Source organism: Burkholderia sp. GbtcB21 (assembly GCF_019091065.1).
Classification (GTDB): domain Bacteria; phylum Pseudomonadota; class Gammaproteobacteria; order Burkholderiales; family Burkholderiaceae; genus Burkholderia; species Burkholderia pyrrocinia_C.
In genome coordinates this window covers 101,447-123,857 of record NZ_JAGXKA010000010.1, presented here as the reverse complement: position 1 = coordinate 123,857, position 22,411 = coordinate 101,447, and the positions used below count along the sequence as shown (strand labels likewise).

Below are 22,411 nucleotides of genomic sequence, written 5' to 3'. Positions count from 1 at the left end.
ACTACAAACCGTCCCTTTCGCGCGGCTCCTGCCAGCCACTGCCATGGCGCATATCTTCTTCGCCGCTTCGATCCAGCGGCACGTCGAAACACCCGAGCGCGAGATCGATGCACACACGCTCGGCGAAGCATTCGACACCGTTTTCAGCGAGCAGCCGCGACTGCGCGGCTACATCGTCGACGACCAGGGTGCACTGCGCAAACATCTCTCGGTATTCATCGACGGCCAGCCAGTGCGCGACCGGCAACGGCTGTCCGATGCGCTCGGCGACTCCAGTCGGGTTTATGTCGTGCAGGCGCTGACGGGCGGATAAAGGGACAGCCCCAAGTCAGGCCATCAGGAGACACCAACATGAACGATCGATTGCTCGTCGCCACCCGCAAGGGCCTGTTCGTTCTGCAGCCCGACGGCAACGACGGCTGGACGCTCGGCGAACCGCATTTCGTCGGCGAACCGGTCAGCATGGCACTCGCCGACCCGCGCGACGGAACGCTGTACGCCGCGCTCAACCTCGGCCATTTCGGCGTGAAGCTGCACCGCAGGCGAGCGGGCGCCACCGACTGGGAAGAATGCGCAGTCCCCGTTTATCCACCTCAACCTGCCGACGAACAGCCCGCCGGCGCCGTCGCACGTGCAGGCACGGGCGACGCGGACGACGAGCCCCCCGCCCCGCCAAAGCCGCCCTGGACGCTTCAGCAGATCTGGTCGCTCGAACCCGGCGGCACCGACGAGCCGGGCGTACTGTGGGCCGGCACGATACCCGGCGGGCTGTTCCGCTCCGACGATTACGGCGACTCGTGGGTGCTCAACCGCCCGCTGTGGGATCGCCCGGAACGCGCCGAGTGGGGCGGCGGCGGATACGACGCGCCAGGCATCCATTCGGTGATGGTCGATCCGCGCGACAGCCGGCACGTGACGGTCGGCATCTCGTGCGGCGGCGTCTGGCAGACCATCGACGGCGGCGCGACCTGGCGCGTGACCGCCGACGGCATGGAAGCCGACTACATGCCGCCCGAGCGGCGCGGCGAGCCGAACGTGCAGGACCCGCACCGCGTCGTGCAGTGCGCGGCCAACCCGGACGTGCTGTGGACGCAGCATCACTGCGCGATCTTCCGCTCGACCGACGGCGCCGAGCACTGGCGGCGCATCGAGGCGCAGCCTTCGAGCTTCGGCTTCGCGGTCGCCGTGCATCCGGACGAACCGGACACGGCGTGGTTCGTGCCGGCCGTAAAGGACGCATGCCGGATTCCGGTGAACGGCCGGTTCGTCGTCACGCGCACGCGCGACGGCGGCCGCAGTTTCGAGAGCCTGTCGAACGGGTTGCCGGCCGCGCCCGCGTACGACCTCGTGTACCGGCACGGGCTCGCGGTGGACGAATCCGGCACGCGCCTCGCGATGGCGTCGACGACCGGCGGGTTATGGACGTCCGGCGACGGCGGTGACAACTGGCAGATGGTGTCGGCGCATTTGCCGCCGGTGTATTGCGTCAGGTTCGGGTGACGGCGTAACGCGGGCACCCGGAGGCCGACACGTCCGGGTTTCCGGTCACTCGCCGGATCGCGCATCCATAGGCTCGTCGGCGCAGCGGTCGCCCGGCGCCATCCGCGCCACCGCCGCGCGCGTGTGCGCGATTTCCGCTTCGAGCCAGTCGAGAAACCGCCTGACCTGCGGCTCGCGTTCCCGCCCGGGCCGGCACAGCGCGACGAAGCGCGCACCGTCGAGCCGCACCGACGGCTCGATCGGCATCAACGCGCCGCGCTCGACGTGCTCGGCCACCAGCACCGAACTCAACAACGCGACGCCCTGCCCGAGCAACACGGCCTGCAGCGCGTATTGCTCGTCGTCGTAATGCCTGAACACCGCGCGTTCGAGCCACGCGTCGCGACTGGCCGCGCGACACCACGACGCCCAGTCGATCGACACGGGCAGCGGCGTATCCCACACGGTCTCGATCAAGTCGAGACGCTCGTCCGAACGATGCGCATCGAACCCGGCAGCCGCATACGCACCGAAATACTCGTCGATCAGCGCGATCTCGTGCAGCGCCGGGAACGTGCGCGACGTCGCGCGAATCGCGAGATCGATCCGCGCGTCGCGTTCGAGATCGGCGAGCGCGTTGCCGGTTTCGACCTTGATGTTCAACTGCGGATCGACGCGGCGGAACCGGCCCAGGCGCGGAATCAGCCACATCGCTGCAAATGCGGGCGTGGTGGTCAGCACGAGCGTGCGCTCGTCGGCCGCTTCGGGCCGCACCGCATCGAGCCCGCGGCTCAGCGCAAGCAATGCATCGTGACTCGCGCGAAACAGCCGCTCGCCCTCCGCCGTGAGCCGCACGCCGCTCGCGCCGCGCTCGAACAGCAGCACGCCGAGCCGGCTTTCGAGCGACTTGATCTGGTGCGACACGGCGGCCGGCGTCACGGACAGTTCGTCCGCGGCGGCCTTGAACGTGCCGAGCCGCGCCGACGACTCGAATACACGCAATGCGGTCAGGGGAATTTTCGAGAACACGGGGCCTCGCGGGCCGGATGCGGCCGGGTTGAATTCGATTCAATCGGGGTGAGATTAGGTGAATTGAAGCAGGCGTGCAACGCGAATAGCCTTGCGGAACGTCGCGGCACGGTGCCGCGGCGGTTGCCGTCGAACCGGAGAAACCACGTGCAAGGCCTACCGCGCAGGATCACGCAGGCGGTGCTCTACGAAGTGATCGCCATCTCCTGCATCTCGCCCGTAATCGCGGCGATCTTCAAGCAGGACCTCGTCTATTCGGGCGCGCTGTCGGCGACGATGTCGGCGATCGCGCTGCTGTGGAACATGATCTTCAACGCGCTGTTCGAGCGCTGGGAAGCGTCGCGCCGGCAGCCGACGCGCACGCTCGGGCGGCGGATCCTGCACGCCACCGGATTCGAAGGCGGGCTGATCTTCATGCTCGTGCCCGTGGTGTCGTGGTGGCTCGACATCTCGTGGTTCGACGCGTTCGTCGTCGATATCGGGCTGTTCGCGTTCTTCTTCTGCTATGCGTTCGTATTCCAGTGGGCGTTCGATCGCGTGTTCGACGTGCCGGCGGCGACGAAGGGGTTGTGAATCGAACGTCCGTCATTGCAAGACGGCGGCCGGGATATGCCCTGACGCCGCCTCACTTCCCGAGGTGCCTTACATATCGGCACAACAGTTTCCGGGGCAACCAGGAAGCAACGTTATCTCAGCCCGCTTCGCATTTTCACTGTCTCGACTACTCAGGCGTTTATAGACATAACTATGAACAGCATAGCGCTCCTGTTCTAACCCGAAATGCCGTAACAGACGATGAGTGGCCTCGGCACGCCTGGCAGACAATTCTTCAGGATCGGTTTCTGTAGGCTCGGCTACGCCGCTCACAGCTACTCCTTCGCGAATCGGAAATCTCGACAACATATCCGATACCCAGCCTCTCAGCTTCTCCGCTTGCTCCGCGCTCACCGACGCAGAATTGTTCTCAAACATAAGGTCATAATTCTGTCCCGGCAAATTCTCGGATCCATCACAAGCAAACGAATTTGCGGACACACACAGGAAAATCACACCTTTAATCAAGCCATACAACATATGCCGCAATACTGTCCGCATTTTTAATTGCCAGCTCCGGGTTATCTTGCCCCCACTTCGGAAGAAATCGCGTGATTCCATATTTTGGATCGCCCGCCCCAAACGTATCCTTGAAATGAGTGCACTCGTGGATGATCGTCGACAACTTCGAGGTGGCTGCCCGACTTCGATCACGAATCGTACAAAATTCCTCGTGGATGCTTATCGTGTGCGTTGCCGTGTCGGGACCACATACGTGCGCAACAGTCCCGACATTCTTGTTGGTAGGCAAGCATCCAAGAGATCGATCAAGATCAGGATGAGCTCTCAGAAAATTCGCAGGGCCTAGTGACCGCATGACTGCTAGAGTAGCAGTCAGTCCGGTGATAAGGCGAAGACGAATCTCGTCGTCATTCGCGCCGAACCACGTCCACACACGCTTACGTTCGTTCTGCGACCACTCTGCCAGCCTTTTGAGCCGCTCCTCCACGAGGTCTGCCCCTTCGTCGCGAAGTTGCATCACCAGGTTTCTGAATTCTGCGTCGGTCATGGTCGGGCAAATGGGTGGGCCGTTGAGCGTCAGTAAAACTTTAAGCTTCGAACCTTGCGTAGTATTCGTCACCGCCGAATCGTGGACGCAAACATATTCGTTACAAGGCATCGTTATTGTTCTCCACCACCTCAAGCCTAAGTTTTTCGGCGCGACGTGTCGTTACACGTTGAGTGTTTCCTTCGAAATCCGTGACACCACTGAAGATCTGGCCTGATGTCGTATGGATGCGGTATCGAACACGCGCAAGCGGTCGACCACTTTGCTCATCGCACAAAACATACTGTTCGTCATGTGCGTCGTTAGTTGCCGAAGTCGAATGAGCATGATTTCGACCCAGCCCCACCGACACCCCGACCTGCTGATCACTGACGATCATGCGCATCCCCCGCTCGGCATAAAAAACCGGCGGCGGATTGCACCCGCAAACATTGATATCGCCGCTCAGCGCCCATGGCTGGCCATTCGTCGCTGTGCCGGGCAAACGTGGACCTTCCGGCGCGACATACCCTTCCTGCTCGCAAGCCGAGCAATAGGTCTTCATATAGAGTGTCGCGATATGCACTCGCGGCGGCGGATTGGAACAGGTGACAGTCGGCAGCCCTTCGATGATCGTCGCGCTGCCACCGCGATCCCCTTGTGCGAGAAAGTAGCGGATCATGCGACCTCGCCTCGGCGCATAGCGCCCGGTTGCTTCACCACCCTGAGCCAGCTACCCGACGCCAGCCTTTCTCGCTCCGGGACGTGGAAGATGACATCACCGCTATCAAGTTCGATGCCGACAGACGCGAGCCGTTTGAAATCGCCGTAATCGGCCAAGTCAAAGCCACCGACGATCCAGGCTGTCGAGCCGTTCGCAATAGCAGCCGCCCTGCCATCCTCGTAAGCAACGACGTTGCTCGCGCAGGCGACTGCAGGCCCGGCAACCGTCAGCCCGCTGCTGGTTCGGGCGTTCCCCTTGCCTCGCTCGGTAAGCGAGCCGATGGCGGCAGACAAATGAGTGGGTGATTTCTGATCGTGCGGCATCCTGATTCCCCTTCGTGAGATTGGCGCGAATGATCAACACCAAAATGCGCGATCCGAAAGGGACTTTCAATCATACGAATTCGAAATTCGCATAACTAATTGTTATTATATTTCTTTATCTCAATTTATTTAATCGTGCGCACGGGACACTGCCCGGGTCGACCTCCGGCAGTCAGCTATGCCGAAAGTCCGGTATTCGACCGGCTGCGAAAAACTCGTTGACACGCGCCGGACGAGCCTGAGGATCGCCCCCGAACACCGGGTATCTACCCTGTCGTTCGGGGGCATGCGACCAGCGTCAAACCTCAAACAAAAATGGCTGAAGCCTGAATAACTCCTCTCAATGCACGCCGAGATACGCCTTCACCGCCGGCAGCCCCGGCTTCCCGTCGAGCGTCGTCACGCCCGCGAGCCACTTGTCGAGCGCCTGCGGGTTCGCCTTCAGCCACGCGGCCGCCGCCTTGTTCGGGTCTTCCTTGTTCATGATCGGCATCATCACGTGATTCTCGATCGTCGTCGTGAACTGCAGGTTCGACACGAACTTCGCGACGTTCGGGCAGCGCTGCGCGTAGTCGGGCGGCGTTGCCGTCAGCACCTTCGCCTCGCCGTAGTTCGGGCCGAATACGTCGTCGCCGCCGCTCAGGTAGTCGATCTTCATCTGCACGTTCATCGGATGCGGTTCCCAACCCAGGAACACGATCCACTGCTTGTCGCGGATCGCGCGGTTCACCTCGACCAGCATCCCGGCCTCGCTCGACTCGACCATCTTGAACTTGCCGAGGCCGAACTGGTTGCCGTCGATCATCTTCTTGATCAGCAGGTTGCCGTCGTTGCCCGGCTCGATCCCGTAGATCTTGCCGTTCAGCTTGTCCGCGTACTTCTGGATGTCCGCGAACGACTTCAGGCCGCCCTGGTACACGTAGTCGGGCACCGCGAGCGTGTATTTCGCGCCGGTCAGGTTCGGCGTCGAGAGCACCTTGATCGTGCCGGCCTTCGTGAACGGCTGGATGATCGGGTCCATCGTCGGCGACCAGTAGCCGAGGAACACGTCGATCTGCTTGCTCTTGATCCCGGCAAACGTGATCGGCACCGATGCGATCGTCTTCGTCGGGCTGTAGCCGAGCCCCTGCAGCATCGTCGATGCAAGGCCCGTGGTCGCCGCGATGTCGGACCAGCCGACGTCCGCGAAGCGCACGTTCTTGCATACGGGCGGATCGGCCGCATAAACGGCCGACATCGGCGCGGTTATCCCGATCCCGCACACCGCTGCGATCAATAGGCGCTTCATCTTTCTTCTCCTCAAAGTGATGTCGTTTGCATGAATGCGGGATCTCTTATTGAAACCGCGCGCCGCGATCCCGGCGACGTCGCGGGCCGTACAAACTGTCAGCGCCCCGGCAACCTGCGCTCGTAGCTCGGCGCATGGCCGAACTGCGCGCGGTACGCCTTGCTGAAATGACACGGCGAATGAAAACCGCAGACCGTCGTCACGCGCGCGATCGACGCATCGGTCGTGCGCAGCAGATCGCGAGCACGTTTCAGGCGCAGCGTCAGGTAATAGTGGGTCGGCGACACGTTCAGGTACACCTTGAACATCCGCTGCAGGTGCCGCTGCGACAACCGTACGAGCCGCGCGAGTTCCTCGAGCGACAGCGGCTCCTCGATGTTCGCCTCCATCAGCCGCACGACCTCGATCAGCTCCGCACGCGAGAAGCCGACGCGCGCATCGACGGGAATCGGCTGCGTGTCGGTCGAGCTGCGGATGCGCTCCAGGATGAACTGCTCCGACACCTGCGCGGCAAGCTGCTGGCCGAACCGCATGCCGACGAGGTTCAGCATCAGGTCGAGCGGCGCGGTGCCGCCCGTGCAGGTCAGCCGGTCGCGATCGACGACGAACAGCTCATCGGCGAAGCCGACCTGCGGAAACTCGGAATGCAGCGCGGACAGGTTCTCCCAGTGCACGGTGCAGCGATAGCCGTCGAGCAGCCCGCTCGACATCAGCGCATACGCGCCCGTGCAGATGCCGCCGAGCGGCAGCCCCCGCTCGGCGAGCGCCGCGAGCGTATCGCGCGCGCCCTCGTCGACCACGTCGCGGATGCGGATGCCGCCGCACACGATCATCACGTCGGGCAGGTTCGTATAGTCGAGCGCCTGCGTGGGCCGTACCGCAATGCCGTTGCTGGCATGCGCCGGCGCGCCGTCGAGCGAGTAGATAGACCACTTGTAATGATCGGCGCGCCCGACGTAGTTCGCCATCCGAAGCACTTCGACCGCGCTCGAAAACGCGATCATCGAGAAGTTCGGCAGCGTCAGGAAGCCGAAATGGGCGAGGGACGAAACCGGTGAAACGCAGGCGGCGGGCGCGACAGCGGCGGCGGACGTCACATCGGACTCCTGTCGAACAGGTTACGAGCGGCCAGCCCCGCGGCAAACGCCGCGGAAGCGGTTATCGAATCAGGGAAGGCAGCCGGAAGACGGGCCGGCCGCCGGTCAATCAGGCTTGCGCGGGTGTGGCCTTCGCGCGAAAAAGCTGCTTGAGGCCCGAGAACAGCGGCGATTTCACGGTGCCGGGTGCACGGCCGAAGCTTTCGGTGATGCGGTCGAGAATGATCGCGAGCAGCACGACCGACAGACCGCTTTCGAAACCGAGGCCGATGTCGAGGCGCTGGATACTCGCGAGCACGTCGTTGCCGAGACCGCCCGCGCCGACCATCGACGCGATGATCACCATCGACAGCGCCATCATGATCGTCTGGTTCACGCCCTGCATGATCGACGGCAGCGCATTCGGGAACTGCACCTTGTACAGCAGTTGCCACGGCGTGCAGCCGAATGCCTGGCCGGCTTCGACGATCTCGCGGTTCACGTGGCGGATGCCGAGGCTCGTCAGGCGCACCGCAGGCGGCATCGCGAAGATCACCGTCGACAGAATCCCCGGCACGCGGCCGAGACCGAACAGCATCGCGGCCGGAATCAGGTAGACGAATGCGGGCATCGTCTGCATCAGGTCGAGGATCGGACGCACGATCGCGGCGACCCACTTGCTCTTCGCGGCCCAGATGCCGAGCGGGATGCCGAGCACGAGGCTGATGATCGTCGACGACAGCGTGAGGCCGAGCGTGATGACCGTCTGGTCCCAGAAGCCCGTCGCGAAGATCAGCAGCAGCGACGCGGTGGTGAACAGCGCGAAACGCCAGCCCACCCGCCATAGCCCGACGCCGATGAAGATCGCCATCATCAGCCACATCGGGATCGCTTGCAGGCCGTGTTCGACGAGCGCCGCGAGGCCCTCGATCGCCTGGCCGATCGCGTCGAATGTCTTGGCGTCATGGTCGAGCAGGTAGTGAACGGACTGGTCGACCCAGGTACCGAGCGGAATCATTTCAGACATGGGAACCTCGCGAACGCGTGATGGCTTTCAGGATGAGTGCGCGGTCGACCGAGCCGCAGTAGCAGCCGTCGTCGTCGACGACGGGCAGTGCGTTCGGGCTCGCCACCACGCGGGCGACAACGTGATCGAGCGTCGCGTCGCGGCGAATGCTTTCGATCGGACGGACGGACGGCGACGCATCGCCGATCGCGTCGCGCGTGACGAAGCCGCGGATCTTGCGTTGGCCGTCGAGCACGAACGCGTATTCGTCGCTGCCATTCAGCGCCGCCGCGACGTTCGCGGCATCGCACTTCGACATGGTCGGCACGGCACCCGTCTGCATCAGGTCGCCGGCGGTCAGGTAGCGGCTCGTGTCGATGCCGTCGAAGAACGCGCGCACGTAGTCGTCGGCCGGGTTCGCGATGATGTCCTGCGGCGTGCCGACCTGCACGAGCCGGCCGCCTTCCATGATCGCGATGCGGCTGCCGATGCGCAGCGCTTCCTCGAGATCGTGCGACACGAACATGATCGTGCGGCGCTGCTCCTTCTGGAGCTGCAGCAGCACGTCCTGCATCTCCCTGCGCTTGAGCGGATCGAGCGCGGAGAACGCCTCGTCCATGATCATCAGCGACGGGTTCACGGCCAGCGCACGCGCGAGGCCGACACGCTGCTGCATGCCGCCCGACAGCTCGGACGGCAGCTTGTGCGAGAACGGCGCGAGGCCGACCTGCTCGAGCACTTCCATCGCACGGCGCTCGCGTTCCTTCTTGCCGACGCCCGCGACCTCGAGGCCGAACGCGGCGTTCGACACCACGGTGCGTTGCGGCATCAGCGCGAACGACTGGAACACCATGCTCATGTCCTTGCGGCGCAGCGCGGTCAGCGCCGAGCGGCGTGCCGACGCGACGTCGAGCCCGTCGATCAGCACCTTGCCGGCGCTCGGATCGACCAGCCGGTTCACGAGGCGGATCAGCGTGGATTTGCCGGAGCCGGACAGGCCCATCAGCACGAAAATTTCGCCTTCCTGCACATCGAAGGAGACGTTGTGTACGCCGACGACCTGACCGGTGCGCTTGAGCACTTCGTCCTTCGTCGCGCCGGCGGCGAGCATGTCGAGCGCCTGCTTCGGGTTGTTTCCAAACACCTTGCACAGACCTTCGACTACGACCTTGGGGGCATCCATCGAAACCTTCTCCTCGTGTAGCGGGGACTCACGCGAGTCATAGCGTGCCTACATAGTTGCTAGAAAAAACCCCGGCCTGCCGACGAATTACGACAAACGCTTGCGCAAATACGACACGGCCTCCAGCCCCGCCAGGCGGGCCGCGGCACGCGGCGCCCCCCGATTGCGGCAGCGCAATACGCGCACACCCAATAACGACGGGCATCGCACGCGGAGCTTGTGCGCAGCAGCGCGGCGCGAATCGCATGTTTTTTCGCGCCAATCCGCATCGGGCGCGCGTCGTTTTGCGACAATTTCACGTCCGATCAGCCGGCGTCGCGACTGTCGTCAGATCAATGCATCCCGGCGGCCGTCTCGCCGTGCCTGTCGGCCCCCCGCAAAAAGCATGACCGTACAGAAAAAACCGTGCCGCGCGATCGTCATCAACGAAGATCAGGCACGCATCGGGGCCTCTCCGCAACCCAGAAAATCCCGCATGCCCGCTGTGATACATTGCCGGCAAACACGCCGATCGCGCTGTTGCCGCGCGCCTTGCGCACGACGATCCGCCAACGGCGCGCATGCCGGTTCGCCTGCCGGCCGTGCTGAACCCGCCTCGATCCGGTGCGAACCGCGAGCGAAGGACGATAACGATACGAGAGAGGGAGTAAGGCGTTGAACTGGGCATTCGCCGTAATCGGCTTCATCGTGGGCGGCATCGCCGCATTGATCGGGGATTTCTCGGCCGCGAACGGCTCGCTGCTCGGCGCCGTCGTCGGATTCTGCATCGGTCACGCGCTGCGGCAACACAAACCCAAAAACGACAGCGCCGCGCCCGACGCGTTCGCGATGCCCGCGACGCCACCGCCGCTCGTCGATCGTGTCGCGCGCCTCGAAGCGACCGTCGAAACGCTCACGCGCGAACTCGATTCGCTGCGCGGCCAGCTCGCCGGCGCGAAGGCCGGTGCGGCCGCCGCCGGCAGTGCCGCGCAAACGCCTTTGTCCGGCGCGGCCGGCGCCTCGTCCGCTCCGCTCTCACCCGCTGCTTCGGCAACGCCACCGACACCGCCTGTGCAACCCGCAATCGCAGCCGCGGCGCGCGCGGGCATGCCGGCATCGACATCGGTGCCGACGCCGGCCGCGGCACCGGCAACCGCAGCGCCCGCCCCCGTTCCCGCCGCCGCCCACGCAACGGCGAACGCGCCAGCAACACCCGTCCGCCCCACCCCGCCCGCGCCGCGCGAACCCGGCATCGCCGAACGTGCATTCAGCGCCGCGCGCGACTGGCTGCTCGGCGGCAATACGGTCGTGCGCGTCGGGATCGTCGTGCTGTTCTTCGGCGTCGCGTTCCTGCTCAAGTACGCGGCCGACAACAACATGCTGCCGATCGAATTCCGCCTCGCGGGCACCGCGCTCGCCGCGGCCGCGCTGCTCGCGATCGGCTGGCGCGTGCGCGCGCGCCGCGCCGCATACGGCCTCGTGCTGCAAGGCGGCGGCATCGGCATCCTGTACCTGACGATCTTCGCCGCGACCAAGCTCTATGCGCTGCTGCCCGTCGGCGCCGCGTTTCCGCTGATGGTCGCGGTCTGCGCGCTGAGCGCGTTCCTCGCGGTCAGGCAGAACGCGCTGCCGCTCGCGTTCATGGGCAGCGCGGGCGGCTTTCTCGCGCCGGTGCTGCTGTCGACCGGCCAGGGCAACCATGTCGCGCTGTTCAGCTACTACGCGCTGCTGAACGCGGGCATCTTCGCGATCGCGTGGTTCAAGGCATGGCGCCCGCTGAACCTGCTCGGCTTCGTGTTCACGTTCACGATCGGTTCGGCGTGGGGTGTGACGGCCTACCGCCCCGCGCTGTTCGCGAGCACCGAGCCGTTCCTGATCCTGTTCTTCCTGATGTATGTCGGCATCGCGCTGCTGTATGCGGTGAAACGCGAACTCGCGCTGCGGCACTACGTGGACGGCACGCTCGTGTTCGGCACGCCGATCGTCGCGACCGCGCTGCAGGCGTCGCTCGTGAAGGGCATGCCGTTCGGGCTCGCGTGGAGCGCCGTCGCGCTGTCGGCGTTCTACGTCGCGGTCGCCGCATGGCTCGCGCGGCGCCGCGACCGTCTCGCGCTGCTGTTCGAAGCGATGCTCGCGCTCGCGGTGATCTTCGCGACGCTGGCCGTGCCGCTCGCGTTTTCCGGCCCGACGACGAGTGCCGCCTGGGCGATCGAAGGCGCGGCCGTCGTGTGGCTCGCGGTGCGCCAGAAGCGCCTGCTGCCGTTCGGCTTCGGCCTGCTGATGCAGGTCGCCGCGGCCGGCGCGTTCTTCACGAGCCTGCTCGGGCCGGCCGACGCAACCGCGCTGCCCGTGCTCAACGGCCCGTATATCGCGATGCTGCTGATCGCGCTCGCCGGCCTGTTCACCGGCTGGTGGCTGCACGGGCGCGGCGAAGCGCGCGCGTGGCATGCGTGGATGCCCGAGATCGGCGCCGCGGCCGCGGCATGGGGGCTGCTGTGGTGGGTGAGCGGCGGGCTGCACGAGATCCTCGTCTACGCGAGCCGTCACGTCGACCTGCATGCCGACCGCTTCGTCGTCGACGCAACCGCGCTGTTCGCGGCCGGCACCGCGTGGCTCGCGCACGTCGCGCGCCGCCGGCTGGCGTGGCCGCTCGCGGAATGGCCCGCGCTCGCGCTGACGCCGGTGCTGGCGCTGCTCGCGTTGCGCGCGTTCGATGCGTACGAAGCGCCGCTGTCGGGTCTCGGCGCGTTCGCGTGGCCCGTCGCCGTCGGCGCGGGTCTTGCGCTGCTGTGGCGCCAGTCGCGCGGACCGGCAAGCGCCGATGCCGCGCAGGGTGCGGCACCCGGCATCGGCCAAGCCATCGCCGCAGGCGTGATCGCGCCGCTGCATACGCTGATGTTCTGGACCCTGTGCGGGCTGCTGTCGCTCGAAGGCTTCTGGCGCCTGCGCGCATTCGTGCCTGAAGGCGCGTGGAGCTGGAGCGCGTGGGCCTACGGTTTCGGTGCGCTGCTCCTGCTCGTATCGGGCCCCGGCTCGCGCCTGCGCTGGCCCGTCGCCGCGTTCCCGCGCGCTTACCAGGTGTGGGGCGCGGCGCCGCTCGCCGCGCTGCTGTGGCTGTGGAGCATTGCCAGCGCGACAAGCGACGGCGACGCATCGCCGCTCTTCTGGCTGCCGCTGCTCAATCCGCTCGACATCGCGCAGTTCCTGGTCTTCGTCGCATTCGCCGCGTGGCTGCGCCGACTGAAGACACTCGGCATCGCGTGGCATCCGCGCGCGGTCGACTATGTTGCGATCGCAACCGTATTCCTGTGGTTCAACGCGCTGATGCTGCGCACGCTGCATCACTGGGCCGGCGTGCCGTACGAATTCGGTGCGATGGCCGAATCGACGCTCGTGCAGGCGTCGGTATCCGTGTACTGGACGGTCTGCGCGCTCGCGACAACGATCTGGGCCACGCGCCGCGGGCTGCGCCCGCTGTGGTTCGTCGGCGCCGCGCTGCTCGCGCTCACGGTCGTCAAGCTGTTCCTGTTCGACCTGTCGCACGTGACCGGCATCGAGCGCATCGTGTCGTTCATCGGCATCGGCGTGCTGCTGCTGTTGATCGGCTATTTCTCGCCGCTGCCGCCGAAGGCCGCGGCCCAACGGGACGACCCGCAATGAAACGACTCGCCGCCCTGCTCGGACTGAGCCTGCTCGCGTCGTTCGCGGCCGCCGACGGCACGCCGGGCGCCGGGCGCGTCGCGCAGCGCTTCTCGCTCGACCTCGACGGCAACGCCGCGTATTACCAGCTCACCGTGCCGCAGTCCGTGTATGCGGCCAGCCGGCGCGACGATCTCGGCGACGTGCGCGTCTTCAACGGCGCGGGCGAGCCGGTTCCGTATTCGCTCGACGCACCCGCCGCGGCCGCGCCCGCCGTGCCGACGTCGCGCACGCCGGTGCACTGGTTCCCGCTGCCGCCGGTGCGCGCCGATAACGGCAACGCGCCGCTCGGCGTGACGGTCGGCCCGGACGGCTCGCTGCGCGCGGCCTTCGCCACGCCGGCACCGGCAAAGCGCGGCGCGGATCTCGTCGACCTGTCGCGTGCGAACGGCGACATCGACGCACTGCTCGTGCACGTGGGCGACGACAGCTACCAGGGGCGTGTCGCCGTCGATGCCAGCGACGATCTGCGCAACTGGCGCTCGCTCGGCAGCACGCAGTTGCTGAAGGTCGGCCGCGGCGGCGACATGCTGGTGCAGGAACGCATCGCACTCGACGGTGCGGCGCCGCGCTACCTGCGGCTGGACTGGCTCGACGGCGCGCCCGCGATCGCGTCGATCGACGTCGAGACGCATCCGCGCGACGCGCGCGGGACGGACACCGCATCTGTGCCGCGCCAATGGCGCGACGCCGCGCACGTACGGGCCGGCAGCACGCCCGGCGAGTATCTGTTCGACACCGACGGCGCGTATCCGGTCGACCGCGTGCGCATCGACCTGCCGCAGCCGAACACCGTCGCGCGCGCGACGCTGCAAAGCCGCGCCGACACGCAGGCGCCGTGGCGCGACGTCGCAGGCGGCGTGCTGTTCCGGCTGCAGGGCAAGGCCGGCGAGCAGCGCAATCCGCCGCTCGAGTTCGCGGCGAACACGGATCGCGCGTGGCGGATCGTCGTCGACATGCGCAACGGCGGATTCGGCGCCGGCCAGCCGGCCGTCGCGATCGGCTGGCATCCGGCGGCGCTGACCTTCGTCGCACGCGGTGCGCCGCCGTTTACGCTCGGCGTCGGCGATGCGTCGCTCGTGTCGTCGGCCGTCGGTCGCGATGCGCTGCTGGTCGGCATGGCACCCGAAGTCCGGCCCGCGCGCGTCGGCACGGCGCTGCCGGTATCGGCGGTCGCGCCGGCGGCGGCCGATACCGACGCGAAGCGCCGCTACGTGCTGTGGGCGTCGCTGGTGATCGCGGTCGGTGCGCTCGGCACGATTGCCTGGCGGCTTGCGAAAAGCGGCGGCGAGTCGCGCAACCGCGACGAGTGACGCGACGCGGTCGTCTTTGCGCGACGCTTATCCGGCGTACCTGTTTCTTTCGACGGCCGCAACGCGTCACTGCGACGAGCCGTCGTGACGGCGTTCGGCTTCGCTCTTCGCTGGCCGACACCATCGCGCGCACGATCGCGCAGCATCCGTTTCCACTTGAACCATCTTGTGAAGGTTCGCGTGAAGATCGCGGCAAAGCATAAAAAGCGCGTAAACATCGGTTTCGCCGCGATGCGGCGGGGGTGTCTGATGGGCCGTACACGAGCGGAAGCACCACACTCCGCTCATACGACGTTTACGCGGTAAAACCGGGAAAAAGAGCCGGTGCGCGGCGCTCAGCCGAACGTGTAGCGCCCGTGCTGGCGCGGCCGCCACGGCGTCGAACGGCAGCTCGCGGCGCCGGCCGCGCGGCGCGCCGCCCATCCCGCGCCACGGCGTACGCGCGGGTCGCGCCGTGCCACTGCCACCACGCGTGCCGGCAACGCATGCGCCAGACGCCGCACGGCTGCCACGCGCACGGCCAGCCGCGACGCAGGCGACACGCGGCGCACGACCTGCGCGACGGGCCGCTTGCAGAGGATCGCACTGTCGTAGCGCTTGCCGGCGAAGCGCATCACGTCGACGACCTCGAAACCCTGCGCGCCGTAGAACGCCAGCAAATGCGACGCGGGATGCGGCGTATCCAGCGCGAGCAGCGTATAGCCGCGCAACGCGGCCCACTGCTCGGCGAACGACAGCAGCAATGCGCCGATCCCGCGGCTCTGGCAATCGGGATCCACGGCCACCTGGCGCACGCTCGCGACGCCTTCCTGCCGGTACAGCGAGCAGGCCGAATACGGATCGGCCCCATACAGCGTGGCCGTGCCGATCACGCGTCCGCCACGCACGGCGACGTAGCATTCGCCCGCTTCCGCGCGACGGCGCGTGACGTCCTCGTCCTGATCGACGCACGTGCAGTTGAGCCCCATCGCGCCGAGCCGCGCGAACGCGCGATGCAGCATCGGCGTGAGTTGCGCATAGCTGTCGACTGCCGGATCGAAACGCCGTACGACCACCCGGTCGGCGCACGCGGAAGGCGGCGCAGCAGGGAGACGTTCGGCAATCGCGTTCCAGGGTATCGACATCGCAGTGCTCCGTGGTTGGGATGCCCGAAGTCTAGGAGCGCGCCGACCGCCCTCGCAAGAAAAAATGTCGTAAAAGTTCGGGGAAACGCGCGCGGAAAAAACGGCGGCGACGGTACGTTCCGCCGCTCTGCCAGCGTCGTTGCGAACGCATGAAAATGCGCCGATCGTTGTTCGCGCAAGCAATGAATCCCGCGACGGCGTCGACGCCCCGCAGGTGCTCCGTTGACACCTGCGGCGACGCAATCCAGACTCGCTGTTCCGTCACCGCACCGCGAGCGCACATGGTCACCTGCTTCCTTCGCTACGTCATCGATCCGTACAAACTCGACCAGTTCGAAACCTACGGCAAGATGTGGATTCCGCTCGTCGAAAAGTTCGGCGGCACGCATCACGGCTATTTCCTGCCGTCCGAAGGCGCGAACGACATCGCGCTCGCGATGTTTTCGTTCCCGAGCCTCGCCGAGTACGAGCGCTACCGCGAACGCTCGAAGGACGATCCGGCGTGCCAGGCCGCGTTCCGCTACGCGGAGGAAACGCGCTGCATCGTCAGCTACGAACGCAGCTTCTTCCGGCCGGTATTCGAGTAACCGGCGACGCCCGCCGGCATCGCGCCCCTTTTCCTGACCGGGACGAAAAAAAGCCCCGCCTGCATCCGCGCGGCGGGGCCAACCCATGTCAGTAGAGACATCATGGAGGAGACGGGCCCATCTTATCGACCGCGGCGCACCGTCCCAACCAAGCATTTCTGCTATCGATCTGCGCGGCCGCGCACACGATTGCCCCCGCCGCGCGGCATATCGATAGAACGAAAAGTCGTTTTCAGAGTGGCGATGGGGTCGTTACCATCTGGTTTTAAGCCTGTGCTTAGCCGGGCAAGCCATCCCCGAGGAGCGCCCCTTGACTGCATTCGATCAACACCGCCGCCCGTTCGTCGTCGGCATCGGCGGTACCACCCGAGCAGCGTCGTCGACCGAACGCGCGCTGTCGTTCGCGCTGCGCGGCGCGCAGGCCGCCGGCGCACGCACGCGCCTGTTCGACGGCCCGTTCCTGCATACGCTGCCGCACTACGCACCCGAACACAAAACGCTGACCGACGCGCAGCGCGAACTGATCGACGCCGTGCGCCAGGCCGACGCGATCATCATCGCGACGCCCGGTTATCACGGCGGCGTCTCCGGCCTCGTGAAGAACGCGCTCGACACGCTCGAGGAACTGCGCGCGGACGAGCGCCCCTATCTCGACGGCCGCGCGGTCGGCCTGATCGTCACCGCATACGGCTGGCAGGCGGCCGGCACCGTGCTGACGTCGCTGCGTTCGATCGTCCACGCGCTGCGCGGCTGGCCGACGCCGTTCGGCGCGACCGTGAACACGCTCGAAACGCGTTTCGAAAGCGCCGACAGCTGCTCGGATCCGAAGGTCGTCGCACAGCTCGAGACGGTCGGCGCGCAAGCCGCCGAGTTCGCACTCGCATTCGCGTCGCATCGCGCGACCACGCACGCGGCATCGGTCGACGCGCTCGCCCCCGTGCTGAAGGTCGCCAACCAGTAATCCCGTTCACTCCGCCGCCCGCGCCCGGCCGACAAGGTTCGCCGTGCGCGGGCGGCGCGTCTTCGGACGCGCGGCGATGTGCTGCGCGCGCCGGCACCGCGCCACGCACAAACCACACCGACGCTTCGCGTCGAATCCCCTTCCCCGGCATGCCCCGTCGATATCGATTCGGCCCGCCGCGTGATTTGCATTGGCCGAAAGATTGGTTCACGCGGCCCGCGGGTTTTCGTACGCTGAAAGTCCGAACTTTCTCCGCGCACGCCATGAACCGTACGATCCGCTACAAGGGCTATGAAGTCGCCCCCGCCGCCGCCCGGTTGCCTAACGGGCTGTTCGCCGCCAACCTGACGATCGAGCGGGCGGGCGGCGGCCCGTCGCCGCGCTCCGTTTCGTTCGACGCGATCGACTTCTTCTTCGAAGAGGAACACGCGCTCGCCTATGCGTCCCGCTGGGGCCGCCTCTGGGTCGACACGCACGCGTGACGCACGCGTGGCCGGCGTGCGCATGGCCGCACGAAAATACGCGTTTACGGAAGCTATGCAAGAATCTTTCGACCCGTAATCGCATAACAATAGCCATGACTGACACGCTGCAGGAAGAGCACGCAGCCGCAGATCACGCGATGCGCAACTGGACCTTCGAGAGTCAAGGTCCGGTCAGGATCGGTTCCGATGCGCACAAGCAGATGTTCTGTCGCATGCTGCTCGACACACACAACCCGTACAAGCCGGCCGTGATCGACTGGCCGGCGCTCAAGCCCGACGAGCTCAGGCGGCTCACGTCGCTGCCGATCTGGGACATCGCGGTGCAAACCGAAGGCCGCGCGTCGATTCGCGTGGCGACCTACGCAGCGACGGTCGGCGATCCGCTGCTGCGCCGCGCGCTCGAGATGGACGGCGGCGAGGAAGCGCGCCACAAGGTCGTATTGTCGAAGCTCGTCGAGGCCTACGGCATCCGGCTCGCGCCCGAGCCGGCCTACCCGGCGCCGAAGGACCCCGAGTGGTCGTGGATGATGACGGGCTTCAGCGAATGTATCGACAGCTTCTTCGCGTTCGGCCTGTTCCGCTCCGCGCAGCGCTCCGGTTATTTCCCGCCCGAACTCGTCGACACCTTCGAGCCGGTGATCCAGGAAGAAGGCCGCCACATCCTGTTCTTCGCGAACTGGTATGCGTGGTACTGGCGCACGATCCCGTGGTGGCGCCGGCCGTGGTTCTTCGCGCGCGTCGCGGCCGTGTGGGTGCACCTGATCCGCGACCGCATCGGCATCGCACGCGGCATCGATGCCGACGGCGTCGCGCGTGACGCGAACTTCCCGGCAACCGGCACCGCCGACATCGGCGATGCGCTGAACCCGCGCGAGCTGATCGAGCTGTGTCTCGTCGAGAACGACCGGCGGATGGCCGGTTACGACAAGCGCCTGCTGCGCCCGATGTTCGTGCCGCGGATGGCGCGGTTCGCGCTGCGGTTTCTCAAGAAGTAAGGTCGAGGCGCGCGGCCACCGGCATGCGGGCAAGCCTCTTCGTGCTGGGCGTGGGCTGATCGTCGCCGCTGCGGCCGATTCGATCCGGAACGCTTGCGTCGCACTCCGGACGAATCGACGCCCCTCCTGCTCGAAGCCGGCTCATTGCATGCGGTGAGCGACCGCTTCGGCTCACATCCGTGGACCGAATGTGGCGCGCCCGATACATCTTCTCCCGCCTTTTTTCCTCCGACGATTCGGCGCGCCCACGGCGTGAGGGCGCTGACCAGCGGTCTTTGACGCCCCTGTCGAGACGCCACGCGGGACACCGCTGCGGGGCCGTCTCCCCGGCTGTCCGGCATGCCTCTCAATTTCGCTCGGAAACCGGCATCACCGATATCGTCAATAGGACAAATCCGATAGTTGAACTCCAAGACTCCAATCTGTCGCTTTGTAGCAATTTTCGTAGCAATTTTTTACAAATTCGACGACCCAGCCGGCCCGGAACGCCCGCCGCACGGGCAGCGACGGCGGACGAGATGCGCAAATCGGCACAGACCGATATTCGCCATTTCGAATTAAATTGATTTATACAAAATCAAATAAAACAAAAATCAATCAATCATCAAATCACAACTTAATAAGAAAACAAGACATTCAATACATTATCAATCCGCGCACCATCTGACATTACAAAAATGAAAGAATGATCTCGCGCGCAAACGTTTGCTATTTCATTCGTCTTACGTATTCGCCCATTTCTTGTGTCATCTACCGCACAAAACACACGCAAGTCATTGATTTTTATAGATATTAACGACGTGACCGAGGAAAACCAAAGCCCTACACGTAACATTCTTACACCTTTCACATTCATTCTTCCTGGATACATCAAAACACGATCCATTGACCATCTTTTAACTTTTCAAACCCTCCATTTATCACTATTTAGCAATTAATAAAATCCACCTCCAATAAACTCCGCCCATCAATTTTGAGATTCGCGCGAGCGCACGGAGTATTCCTCTAACAAAAGAGACCGGTGTGTAGCGTGCACATTTGGAGGTAGTAGGACATGAACCGCACATACCGCTCGATCTGGAACGAAGCTCTTGGCGCCTGGGTCGCGGCATCGGAAATCGATTCGGCACGGGGCAAGCCGAACAAGTCGGCCGTCGTGGTCGCCGCAGTCGCAGCACTGGCGATCGGCCTGCCGGGGCTCGCCGAGGCCAACACGCTCAACACACAACAGACCTGCTTTACGGGAAGCAACGGCGCAGTCGGCCGAGTCAACCCGGGCGGCACGGCGAACCAGGCTGGCGACGGCTCCGGTACGTATTCGGTCGTGGCCGGCTGTAATTCCAACGGCAACGGCTGGACCGGCGTCACGGTTTACGGCTCCTTCGCGCAAGCGACCGGCAACGGCGCCGTCGCCACCGGCATGCAGTCGTCGGCCGGCCTGTGGGGCGTCGCCGCCGGCCTCGAAACCACCGCGAGCGGCGCAGGCGCCACCGCGCTCGGCTTCGGCTCGACGGCAAACGCGCTGAACTCGGTCGCGATCGGCGGTGCGGGCGGCAACGGCACGACGCCGCTGTCGCAAGCGAACTCGACCATCGCGTCGGGCGCGGGCTCGATCGCCATCGGCAGCAACGCAACGAAGGGCGCGCAGTCGGCCGCTTCGGACAGCATCGCGATCGGCGGGCAGTCGTCCGTCGCATCGACCGCGACGTCGGGTATCGCAGTCGGCCGCGGCGCGACCGTCAACGGCGCGTACGGCATCGCCCAGGGCGACGGTGCCGTGTCTGGCGCGACCGGGCAGAACGTGGCGATCGGCTCGAGCGGCACGACGGCAAACAGCAGCACGGCTGCCGGCGGCGCGGTTGCAATTGGTCGCGGCCAGACGGCGACGGGCAACGGCGCGGTCGCGATCGGCGACCCGAACTCGGCGATCGGTACGGGCGCCGTCGCGCTCGGTGCGAACGACTCGTCGAACGGCCAAGGCGCCATCGCGATCGGCAATGCCAATTCCGCGACCGGTCAAGGCTCGGTCGCATTGGGCAACAGCAGCACGGCCACCGCGGCCGGCGGCGTCGCGATCGGCGACACCGCGGTTTCCGGCGCCACCAACGCCCTGGCCTTCGGCTCCGGTTCCAATGCGAACGTCGCCGGCTCGGTCGCGCTCGGTTCCAATGCCGTCACGACCGGCACCGCGAACACCGCCACCGGCGGCACCGGTACCGTCAGCAGCACGACGATCGGCAGTCAGACGTTCGGCACCTATGCCGGCGCGAGTTCCGCCGCCGGCGTGGTCAGCGTCGGCGCGGCCGGGGCGGAGCGGCGCATCCAGAACGTCGCCGCCGGCCTGGTCAGTGCGACCAGCACGGACGCGATCAACGGCAGCCAGCTTTTTGCGGTCGCCAGCACGACGACGTCGAGCATTGCCAGCCTGTCCACGTCGACTTCGACGGGTCTGTCGTCGGCGAATAGCTCGATCACGTCGTTGTCGACTTCGGCCTCGACCGGTATCAGCTCGCTGTCCACCGGCCTGAGTTCGACCAACAGCTCGGTGGCTTCGCTGTCGACGTCCACGTCGACGGGCTTGTCCTCGGCGAACAGCTCGATCACGTCGCTGTCGACTTCGACCTCGACCGGCCTGTCGTCGGCGAATAGCTCGATCACGTCGCTGTCCACCTCGACTTCGACCGGCATCGGCTCGCTGTCCACCGGCTTGAGCTCGACCAACAGCTCGGTGGCGTCGCTGTCGACTTCCACGTCGACCGGCCTGTCCTCGGCCAACAGTTCGATCAGCTCCCTGTCGACCTCGACCTCGACCGGCATCGGCTCGCTGTCCACCGGCTTGAGCTCGACCAACAGCTCGGTGGCTTCGCTGTCGACTTCCACGTCGACGGGCCTGTCCTCGGCCAACAGCTCGATCAGCTCCCTGTCGACCTCGACCTCGACCGGCCTCTCGTCGGCCAATAGTTCGATCACCTCGCTGTCCACGTCGACCTCGACGGGCCTCTCGTCGGCCAATAGTTCGATCACCTCGCTGTCGACTTCGACCTCGACCGGTCTCTCGTCGGCAAACAGCTCGATCACGTCGTTGTCCACGTCGACTTCGACGGGCATCGGCTCGCTGTCCACCGGCTTGAGCTCGACCAACAGCTCGGTGGCGTCGCTGTCGACTTCCACGTCGACCGGCCTGTCCTCGGCGAACAGCTCGATCACGTCGCTCTCCACGTCGACCTCGACGGGCCTCTCGTCGGCCAATAGTTCGATCACCTCGCTGTCGACTTCCACCTCGACCGGTCTGTCGTCGGCAAACAGCTCGATCACGTCGTTGTCCACCTCCACGTCGACGGGCATCGGCTCGCTGTCCACCGGCCTGAGCTCGACCAACAGCTCGGTGTCGTCGCTGTCCACCTCCACGTCGACGGGCCTGTCTTCGGCCAACAGCTCGATCACGTCGTTGTCCACCTCGACCTCGACGGGCCTCTCGTCGGCCAACAGCTCGATCACCTCGCTGTCCACCTCGACCTCGACCGGCATCAGCTCGCTGTCCACCGGCCTGAGCTCGACCAACAGCTCGGTGTCGTCGC

Annotated in this window: 18 protein-coding genes and 1 pseudogene; 10 read left to right on the top strand and 9 right to left on the bottom strand. The window is 65.6% G+C overall.

Features of this window, described 5'->3' with window-relative positions:
* The first annotated feature begins 43 nt into the window (after nt 1-43).
* Both KVT39_RS22285 and KVT39_RS22280 read left to right on the top strand, forming a co-directional pair.
* Nucleotides 44-313, top strand: a complete 270-nt coding sequence (locus KVT39_RS22285; protein WP_034180830.1) for a MoaD/ThiS family protein — start codon at nt 44-46, stop codon at nt 311-313.
* Between the two features lie 38 nt (nt 314-351).
* Nucleotides 352-1,500: a hypothetical protein gene (locus tag KVT39_RS22280; protein ID WP_034180831.1), complete on the top strand. Its 1,149-nt coding sequence runs from the start codon at nt 352-354 to the stop codon at nt 1,498-1,500.
* A gap of 45 nt (nt 1,501-1,545) precedes the next feature.
* On the opposite strand, the gene KVT39_RS22275 is transcribed toward KVT39_RS22280, so the two are convergent.
* A complete protein-coding gene (locus KVT39_RS22275) occupies nt 1,546-2,508 on the bottom strand; it encodes a LysR substrate-binding domain-containing protein (protein WP_034180832.1) in 963 nt (320 codons plus the stop codon).
* Between the two features lie 147 nt (nt 2,509-2,655).
* Here KVT39_RS22275 and KVT39_RS22270 point away from each other — a divergent pair, with 147 nt between their 5' ends.
* Nucleotides 2,656-3,081 carry a PACE efflux transporter gene (locus KVT39_RS22270; protein ID WP_034181029.1) on the top strand — a complete coding sequence of 142 codons (426 nt, stop codon included), beginning with the start codon at nt 2,656-2,658 and terminating at the stop codon, nt 3,079-3,081.
* Between the two features lie 481 nt (nt 3,082-3,562).
* Here the strand turns inward: KVT39_RS22270 and KVT39_RS22265 are convergent, their stop codons facing one another.
* The 7 genes and pseudogenes from KVT39_RS22265 to KVT39_RS22235 form a co-directional block, all read right to left on the bottom strand.
* The gene (locus KVT39_RS22265) at nt 3,563-4,183 is read right to left on the bottom strand and encodes a M35 family metallo-endopeptidase (RefSeq protein ID WP_235212479.1); all 621 of its coding nucleotides are present in this window, start codon (nt 4,181-4,183) and stop codon (nt 3,563-3,565) included.
* Between the two features lie 28 nt (nt 4,184-4,211).
* A complete protein-coding gene (locus tag KVT39_RS22260; RefSeq protein ID WP_081938426.1) occupies nt 4,212-4,772 on the bottom strand; it encodes a hypothetical protein in 561 nt (186 codons plus the stop codon).
* Complete coding sequence (locus KVT39_RS22255) at nt 4,769-5,137, bottom strand: hypothetical protein (protein WP_034180833.1); 369 nt, start codon at nt 5,135-5,137, stop codon at nt 4,769-4,771. Before KVT39_RS22255 ends, KVT39_RS22260 begins: the two co-directional genes overlap by 4 nt.
* Before the next feature lie 340 nt (nt 5,138-5,477).
* Nucleotides 5,478-6,425 (bottom strand): choline ABC transporter substrate-binding protein, encoded by a 948-nt coding sequence (locus KVT39_RS22250; RefSeq protein ID WP_034180834.1) that lies wholly within the window; start codon nt 6,423-6,425, stop codon nt 5,478-5,480.
* A gap of 98 nt (nt 6,426-6,523) precedes the next feature.
* The gene (locus KVT39_RS22245) at nt 6,524-7,522 is read right to left on the bottom strand and encodes a GlxA family transcriptional regulator (protein ID WP_105390276.1); all 999 of its coding nucleotides are present in this window, start codon (nt 7,520-7,522) and stop codon (nt 6,524-6,526) included.
* Between the two features lie 109 nt (nt 7,523-7,631).
* Complete coding sequence (gene choW / locus KVT39_RS22240) at nt 7,632-8,528, bottom strand: choline ABC transporter permease subunit (RefSeq protein ID WP_034180836.1); 897 nt, start codon at nt 8,526-8,528, stop codon at nt 7,632-7,634.
* Nucleotides 8,521-9,812 (bottom strand): annotated as a pseudogene (locus KVT39_RS22235) (glycine betaine/L-proline ABC transporter ATP-binding protein); the annotation flags it as partial. The pseudogene KVT39_RS22235 and the gene choW, both read right to left, overlap by 8 nt.
* 532 nt (nt 9,813-10,344) lie before the next feature.
* Here KVT39_RS22235 and KVT39_RS22230 point away from each other — a divergent pair.
* Both KVT39_RS22230 and KVT39_RS22225 read left to right on the top strand, forming a co-directional pair.
* Nucleotides 10,345-13,329, top strand: coding sequence for a DUF2339 domain-containing protein (locus tag KVT39_RS22230; RefSeq protein WP_217590210.1), 2,985 nt, complete (start codon nt 10,345-10,347; stop codon nt 13,327-13,329).
* Nucleotides 13,326-14,681, top strand: a complete 1,356-nt coding sequence (locus KVT39_RS22225) for a DUF3999 domain-containing protein (RefSeq protein ID WP_217590209.1) — start codon at nt 13,326-13,328, stop codon at nt 14,679-14,681. Before KVT39_RS22230 ends, KVT39_RS22225 begins: the two co-directional genes overlap by 4 nt.
* Before the next feature lie 335 nt (nt 14,682-15,016).
* On the opposite strand, the gene KVT39_RS22220 is transcribed toward KVT39_RS22225, so the two are convergent.
* On the bottom strand, nt 15,017-15,805 hold the full coding sequence (locus KVT39_RS22220) for a GNAT family N-acetyltransferase (protein WP_131947442.1): 789 nt from the start codon (nt 15,803-15,805) through the stop codon (nt 15,017-15,019).
* Nucleotides 15,806-16,086: 281 nt separating this feature from the next.
* On the opposite strand from KVT39_RS22220, the gene KVT39_RS22215 reads away from it, so the two are divergent.
* From KVT39_RS22215 to KVT39_RS22195, 5 genes are all read left to right on the top strand, one after another.
* Nucleotides 16,087-16,392 carry an NIPSNAP family protein gene (locus KVT39_RS22215; RefSeq protein ID WP_034180841.1) on the top strand — a complete coding sequence of 102 codons (306 nt, stop codon included), beginning with the start codon at nt 16,087-16,089 and terminating at the stop codon, nt 16,390-16,392.
* Between the two features lie 310 nt (nt 16,393-16,702).
* On the top strand, nt 16,703-17,353 hold the full coding sequence (locus KVT39_RS22210; RefSeq protein WP_034180842.1) for an NADPH-dependent FMN reductase: 651 nt from the start codon (nt 16,703-16,705) through the stop codon (nt 17,351-17,353).
* A 263-nt stretch (nt 17,354-17,616) separates the two neighbouring features.
* Nucleotides 17,617-17,835: a hypothetical protein gene (locus KVT39_RS22205; protein WP_034180843.1), complete on the top strand. Its 219-nt coding sequence runs from the start codon at nt 17,617-17,619 to the stop codon at nt 17,833-17,835.
* A gap of 95 nt (nt 17,836-17,930) precedes the next feature.
* A complete protein-coding gene (locus KVT39_RS22200; RefSeq protein ID WP_217590208.1) occupies nt 17,931-18,833 on the top strand; it encodes a ferritin-like domain-containing protein in 903 nt (300 codons plus the stop codon).
* A 1,054-nt stretch (nt 18,834-19,887) separates the two neighbouring features.
* Nucleotides 19,888-22,411 (top strand): ESPR-type extended signal peptide-containing protein (locus KVT39_RS22195; protein WP_306795596.1); only part of this gene is annotated, 2,524 nt, incomplete at its 3' end.

Coding starts and splice junctions, on each gene's coding strand:
- KVT39_RS22260 (WP_081938426.1), bottom strand. CDS start 4,772: ATGATCCGCTACTTTCTCGCACAAGGGGATCGCGGTGGCAGCGCGACG.
- choW (WP_034180836.1), bottom strand. CDS start 8,528: ATGTCTGAAATGATTCCGCTCGGTACCTGGGTCGACCAGTCCGTTCAC.
- KVT39_RS22250 (WP_034180834.1), bottom strand. CDS start 6,425: ATGAAGCGCCTATTGATCGCAGCGGTGTGCGGGATCGGGATAACCGCG.
- KVT39_RS22225 (WP_217590209.1), top strand. CDS start 13,326: ATGAAACGACTCGCCGCCCTGCTCGGACTGAGCCTGCTCGCGTCGTTC.
- KVT39_RS22220 (WP_131947442.1), bottom strand. CDS start 15,805: ATGTCGATACCCTGGAACGCGATTGCCGAACGTCTCCCTGCTGCGCCG.
- KVT39_RS22200 (WP_217590208.1), top strand. CDS start 17,931: ATGACTGACACGCTGCAGGAAGAGCACGCAGCCGCAGATCACGCGATG.
- KVT39_RS22205 (WP_034180843.1), top strand. CDS start 17,617: ATGAACCGTACGATCCGCTACAAGGGCTATGAAGTCGCCCCCGCCGCC.
- KVT39_RS22215 (WP_034180841.1), top strand. CDS start 16,087: ATGGTCACCTGCTTCCTTCGCTACGTCATCGATCCGTACAAACTCGAC.
- KVT39_RS22285 (WP_034180830.1), top strand. CDS start 44: ATGGCGCATATCTTCTTCGCCGCTTCGATCCAGCGGCACGTCGAAACA.
- KVT39_RS22255 (WP_034180833.1), bottom strand. CDS start 5,137: ATGCCGCACGATCAGAAATCACCCACTCATTTGTCTGCCGCCATCGGC.
- KVT39_RS22280 (WP_034180831.1), top strand. CDS start 352: ATGAACGATCGATTGCTCGTCGCCACCCGCAAGGGCCTGTTCGTTCTG.